The organism is uncultured Ralstonia sp., assembly GCA_913056305.1.
Lineage (GTDB): Bacteria > Pseudomonadota > Gammaproteobacteria > Burkholderiales > Burkholderiaceae > Ralstonia.
Map to the genome: position 1 here is coordinate 1 of CAJXMR010000281.1, position 5,166 is coordinate 5,166.

At 68.1% G+C, this 5,166-nt stretch carries 5 protein-coding genes and 2 pseudogenes; 3 read left to right on the forward strand and 4 right to left on the reverse strand.

Annotation, left to right across the window (positions count from 1 at the left end):
- Positions 1–86 precede the first annotated feature (86 nt).
- Both QZ609_RS24325 and QZ609_RS26820 read left to right on the forward strand, forming a co-directional pair.
- The gene (locus QZ609_RS24325) at positions 87–212 is read left to right on the forward strand and encodes a hypothetical protein (protein ID WP_295500387.1); all 126 of its coding nucleotides are present in this window, start codon (positions 87–89) and stop codon (positions 210–212) included.
- A gap of 115 nt (positions 213–327) precedes the next feature.
- A pseudogene (locus QZ609_RS26820) lies at positions 328–519 on the forward strand (D-glycerate dehydrogenase); the annotation flags it as partial.
- A gap of 48 nt (positions 520–567) precedes the next feature.
- Here QZ609_RS26820 and QZ609_RS24330 read toward each other — a convergent pair.
- A pseudogene (locus QZ609_RS24330) lies at positions 568–840 on the reverse strand (ribose-5-phosphate isomerase A); the annotation flags it as partial.
- 171 nt (positions 841–1,011) lie between these two features.
- Here QZ609_RS24330 and tal point away from each other — a divergent pair.
- On the forward strand, positions 1,012–1,971 hold the full coding sequence (gene tal, locus QZ609_RS24335) for a transaldolase (RefSeq protein WP_295500390.1): 960 nt from the start codon (positions 1,012–1,014) through the stop codon (positions 1,969–1,971).
- Between the two features lie 133 nt (positions 1,972–2,104).
- Here the strand turns inward: tal and QZ609_RS24340 are convergent, their stop codons facing one another.
- From QZ609_RS24340 to QZ609_RS24350, 3 genes are all read right to left on the reverse strand, one after another.
- Positions 2,105–2,845 (reverse strand): NAD-dependent deacylase, encoded by a 741-nt coding sequence (locus tag QZ609_RS24340; RefSeq protein ID WP_295500393.1) that lies wholly within the window; start codon positions 2,843–2,845, stop codon positions 2,105–2,107.
- An 8-nt stretch (positions 2,846–2,853) separates the two neighbouring features.
- Positions 2,854–3,606 carry a 23S rRNA (guanosine(2251)-2'-O)-methyltransferase RlmB gene (rlmB, locus tag QZ609_RS24345; protein WP_295500395.1) on the reverse strand — a complete coding sequence of 251 codons (753 nt, stop codon included), beginning with the start codon at positions 3,604–3,606 and terminating at the stop codon, positions 2,854–2,856.
- 47 nt (positions 3,607–3,653) lie between these two features.
- The coding region (locus QZ609_RS24350; RefSeq protein ID WP_295500398.1) for a VacB/RNase II family 3'-5' exoribonuclease at positions 3,654–5,166 on the reverse strand (1,513 nt) is incomplete at its 5' end.

The window sequence follows — 5,166 nt, forward strand, 5'->3', positions numbered from 1 at the left end:
CCCGGGGGCCCGGGAGCCGGTCCGTCTTTTTTCTCTCCCGCCGGCGCCGCCCGCCGGGTAAGCTGTGATCGTAAAGGAGGTGGCATATGGTACGCGCCCTGGCCTATCCGCTGGCGTTCCTGGGCGGCTGGCTGTTCAATTTCCTCGTCGATATCAAGTTCCTCTCCGGCTTCCTGTCGGGCTGGATGGCCCACGGCCTGTTCACCGGATAACGCCCCTCGAGCACCGCCCGCCGGGGTCGCCTGGAAACCGTTACGCCGGCCGGCCGCGAATGTGGTAGAAGGTCCGGCCGGTTTTTCCGTCAACCCCGCCGCCCGAGGCCGTCTGATGAGTGATGAACCCGTCATCGTCGTTTCCCGCAAGGTGCCGCCGGCCGTCGCCGCCCGGTTGAGCCGCGATTACCAGCCGCGCTTCAATGACGAGGACCGGCTGCTGGCGATCGAGGAGTTGCTCGAGCGGGCGAGGGGCGCCGATGGGCTGCTCATCTGTCACACCGAGCGCATGACGGCGGCCCTCATCGGCCGTCTGCCCGACACCATCCGCGTCATCGCCAACTATTCCGTCGGCGTCGATCACGTCGGCGCCGTCCACGTACACGGGGATCGTGTCGACATCGTTCAGGTCGAGCACGGTAAAGCCATGGCCCTGCAGGCGGCGCGTCGAGGCTTCCGAGCTGGATACCGCGCCCACAAAGCGCGCCTTGTGTGGCGCCATCGCGTCGATGAACAGGTTGGCCGTCGAGCCGGTGCCCACGCCCAGCACGGCGCCCTGGGGCACGTTGGCCAATACGTAGTCTGCGGCGGCCTGCGCCACCAGTGCCTTCAGTTCGTCCTGCGTCATCGCAAAAACCTGGTTGGAATCGGGAAACCCGGTAGTGTACCGGATCGTTACGACTGCCCCCGGTCAAGTGGCGCCGCCAAACGCGCGGAGTACAATCAATTCATCCACCTCGGCCGGTGGCCACCGCCGGCCCGCACTACGGACCCGCCTTTCGAACCCGCTTTCTGGATCATGACTCAGCTCGATCAACTCAAGCAGTTCACCACCGTCGTCGCCGACACGGGCGATTTCCAGGCCATGCGCGCGTACGCGCCGCACGATGCGACCACCAACCCATCGCTGATCCTGAAGGCCGTGCAGAAGGCCGAATACCGCCCGCTGCTGGAGCAGGCCGTGCGCGATGCGCGCAGCGACAGCGTGGAAGACATCATCGACGCCGTACTGGTCGCATTCGGCTGCGAGATCCTGTCGATCATCCCGGGCCGCGTGTCGACCGAGGTCGATGCACGCCTGTCGTTCGACACTGAAGCCACCGTCGCCAAGGCCAAGCACCTGATTGCGCTGTACGAGGCGCGCGGCGTGGCGCGCGAGCGCGTGCTGATCAAGATCGCGTCCACGTGGGAAGGCATCCGCGCGGCAGACCAGCTGCGTGCCGAGGGCATCCGCTGCAACATGACGCTGCTGTTCTCGCTCGCCCAGGCCGTGGCCTGCGCGGAAGCCGGCGTGCAGCTCATCTCGCCCTTCGTCGGCCGCATCTACGACTGGTACAAGAAGGACGCCGGCGCCAGTTGGGACCCGGTCGCCCAGGGCGGCGCGAACGACCCGGGCGTGCAGTCCGTCCTGCGCATCTACAACTACTACAAGAAGTTCGGCTATTCGACCGAGGTGATGGGCGCGAGCTTCCGCAACACCTCGCAGATCGTCGAGTTGGCCGGCTGCGACCTGCTAACCATCAGCCCGGACCTGCTCGCCCAGCTGCAGCAGACCGACGCGCCGGTCGAGCGCAAGCTGTCGCCGGACCACGCGCAAGCCGCCAACATCGTCCGCCTGCCCGCCGACGAGAAATCGTTCCGTTGGCAGATGAACGCTGATGCGATGGCCACCGAAAAGCTGGCCGAAGGCATCCGTCTGTTCGCGGCGGATGCGGTCAAGCTGGAAGCATTGATTGAACCGCTGCGCGTGGCAGCGTAAGGAAGCGCGTTAGAACCTGCTCACGATCCGTAGCGAGCGCCCCGAGGTTAGCTTGAGAAGCGCAGCCGTACACGGGTACGGCGAGCATCGCAAAGCCAAGATCGGGGTGCGCAGTAGGATCGTGAGCGGGTTCTTAGCCCAGCATGGCGGGCAGGCACACGCCCGCCGGCTGGTGGATCACCAGATCAGCCGTTTCATCCAGCGCGCTCGGCTCCGGATTCACGACGATGACGTGCGCGCCGTGGTCCTTCGCCAGCCCCGGCAACCCGGCCGCCGGATACACCAGGCCGGACGTTCCCACCACCAGGCACACCTCGCACGTGTTGGCCGCCTCTTCGGCGCGGTAGTTCGCCACCAGCGGCAGTTGCTCGCCAAACCACACCACGCCCGGACGCAGCATCGCACCGCAGGTCGCGCAGCGCGGCGGACGGCCCGGTTCGGCTGTGGCGATGTCGCATTTGCCGCAGCCGCCCAGCCACTTGTTGGCGAACAGATTGCCGTGCAGCTCGATCACGCCTTCGCTGCCGGCGCGCTGGTGCAGGCCGTCGACGTTCTGCGTGACGAGCGTCACCGTCTTACGCTTGGCCAGCGCGGCAATGGCGACGTGCGCGGGGTTCGGCTGGGCCTGCAGGACGCGCTCGCGGCGCTCCTGGTACCAGTCCCACACCATGCGCGGGTGCTTGCGGTAGGCGGCCTCGGTGGCCATGTCTTCCGGATTGAAGCGCGCCCACAGGCCGGTCAGCGCATCGCGGAAGGTCGGCACGCCGGATTCAGCGGAAACGCCCGCGCCGGTCAGCACCATGATGCGCTGCGCGGCGTCGACCCAGGCGCGCGCCTGGGCCAGCGCAGCCGCATCGGATGCGGCCGTCGGCACGGGGTCCGTCACTTCTTGGCGGGAGCGGCGGCGCGCTGGCGTACGGCCTCGAACAGGCACACGCCGCTGGCCACCGACACATTCAGGCTTTCCACGCTGCCCGCCATCGGGATGCTGACCAGCGCATCGCAGGTCTCGCGCGTGAGGCGGCGCATGCCCTCGCCTTCGGCGCCCATCACGATGGCGATGGGGCCCTTGAAGTCGGCCTGGTAGAGATCCTGCTCGGCTTCATCAGCCGTGCCGATCACCCACACGCCGCGCTCCTGCAGCTCGCGCAACGTGCGCGCCAGGTTGGTCACGGTGATGTAGGGGACGGTTTCGGCGGCGCCGCTGGCCACCTTGGCCACAGTGGTGTTGATGCCGACGCTGCGGTCCTTGGGCGCGATCACGGCATGCGCGCCGGCCGCATCGGCCACGCGCAGGCAAGCGCCGAGGTTGTGCGGATCGGTCACGCCGTCGAGCACCAGCAGCAGCGGCGTGCCTTCGATGCTGTCGAGCAGCTCGTCCAGGTTGAGCGCCAGCGACAGCGACTCCGCCTTGGCAACCACGCCCTGGTGGCGATCGGTACCGGCAATGCCGCGCAGGCGTTCGTTGTCAGCGGGGATCAGGCGCACGCCCGCTGCTTCCGCCGCTTTCAGGAAATCCTGCATGCGGCGGTCGCGGCGGTTGGCCTCGAAGTAGATTTCGTCGATCGACCGCGCGTCGTGGCGCAGCCGGGCGGTGACGGCATGGAAGCCGATGAGGAGCTTGGATTTAGACATGGCGCGATTGTACCCGTCTGCCCTCGCCCCTCAGCGGTTTTGGCGGCTCAGCGCCCCTTGCCCTTGCGCGCCACCTTGGCCGGTGCCTTGCGCGGCGCGGCGGTCTTGGCGCCGCCCTTGGGCTTGGTCACGCGGGCTGGCTGCTTCTTGCGCGCGGGCTTCGGGTGCGCATGGCCCGGCGGCAATGCGCGCGTACCGGGCCCAAACACCGGCTGCTCTTCGAGGACGCGGTCGAGCGCCTCGTCGAACGACTCCTCCGGCTTGGCCGTGCCGCCCAGCAACGCCGCGAGCTGCCGCGGCTTCTTGCGGCCGACCGGCGGTGCCGGCGTGGCAGCGGCCACCTGACGCGGCGCCGGGGCTTCCGGCGCACCCGTCACCTTGGCCGGGCGCAGCGCCTTGGCCGACGGTTCCTGGATCAGGCGGAAATCCATCTTGCGCGCATCCAGATCGACGCGCAGCAACTGCACGCGCACGCGATCGGTCAGGCGGTAGCGGATGCCGGTGCGCTCGCCGCGCAGCTCGTTGCGGGCCTCGTCGTACTGGAAGTAGTCGCTGCCCAGCTCGGTCACGTGCACCAGGCCCTCCACGTACAGCTCGTCGAGCTGCACGAAGATGCCGAACGAGGTGACCGCGCTGACGGTGCCCGAGAACTCGTTGCCGAGCTTGTCGCGCATGAAGTAGCACTTGAGCCAGGCTTCGACGTCGCGCGAGGCTTCGTCGGCGCGGCGCTCGTTGGCCGAGCAGTGCACGCCCAGCTCGTGCCAGATCGCCTCGGCCTTGGCCTTGTTGACGACGGCGGCCGGCACGCCCTTCTCGGCCTCGGCCTGCAGGCGGCGCGCCTTGGGCGACAGCGCGCTATTGAGCTGCACGCCCGCAGCCAGTGCCGGCACGTAGCGCGTGCGCTGCAGGATCGCCTTGATCGAGCGGTGCACCAGCAGGTCCGGATACCGGCGGATCGGGCTGGTGAAGTGCGCGTAGGCCGGATACGCCAGGCCGAAGTGGCCGACGTTGTCCGGGCTATACACCGCCTGCTGCATCGAGCGCAGCAGCATGGTCTGCAGCATCGGCGCATCGGGACGCGCGACGATCTTTTCCATCACCTCGGCGTAGTCGCCCGCCTGGGGCTTGTCGCCACCGCCCAGCGTCAGGCCGCTGGTCTTCAGGAAGGCGCGCAGGGCCTGCAGCTTCTCTTCGGTCGGGCCGGCGTGCACGCGGTACAGCGCGGAGTGCTTGTAGCGCTCCAGCATCTCCGCCGCGCAGACGTTGGCCGTCAGCATGCACTCCTCGATCAGCCGGTGCGCATCGTTGCGGGTGCGCGGCAGGATCTGCTCGATCTTGCCCTGCGCGTTGCAGACGATGTAGGTCTCGGTCGTGTCGAAGTCGATCGCGCCACGCTCGCGGCGGGCCTTGAGCAAGGTCTGGAACAGCTCGTACAGATCCTGCAGGTGCGGCACCAGCGGCGCGCGCTTGGCGGCCTCGGGGCCCTTCACGTTCGACAGGATCGACCAGACCTCGTTGTAGGTCAGGCGCGCCTTCGAGTGCATCACCGCCGGATAGAAC

What these genes read in the sequence shown, in the direction of transcription:
- QZ609_RS24325 (WP_295500387.1), top strand. Translation starts at nt 87, where the DNA reads ATGGTACGCGCCCTGGCCTATCCGCTGGCGTTCCTGGGCGGCTGGCTG.
- tal (WP_295500390.1), top strand. Translation starts at nt 1,012, where the DNA reads ATGACTCAGCTCGATCAACTCAAGCAGTTCACCACCGTCGTCGCCGAC.
- rlmB (WP_295500395.1), bottom strand. Translation starts at nt 3,606, where the DNA reads ATGTCTAAATCCAAGCTCCTCATCGGCTTCCATGCCGTCACCGCCCGG.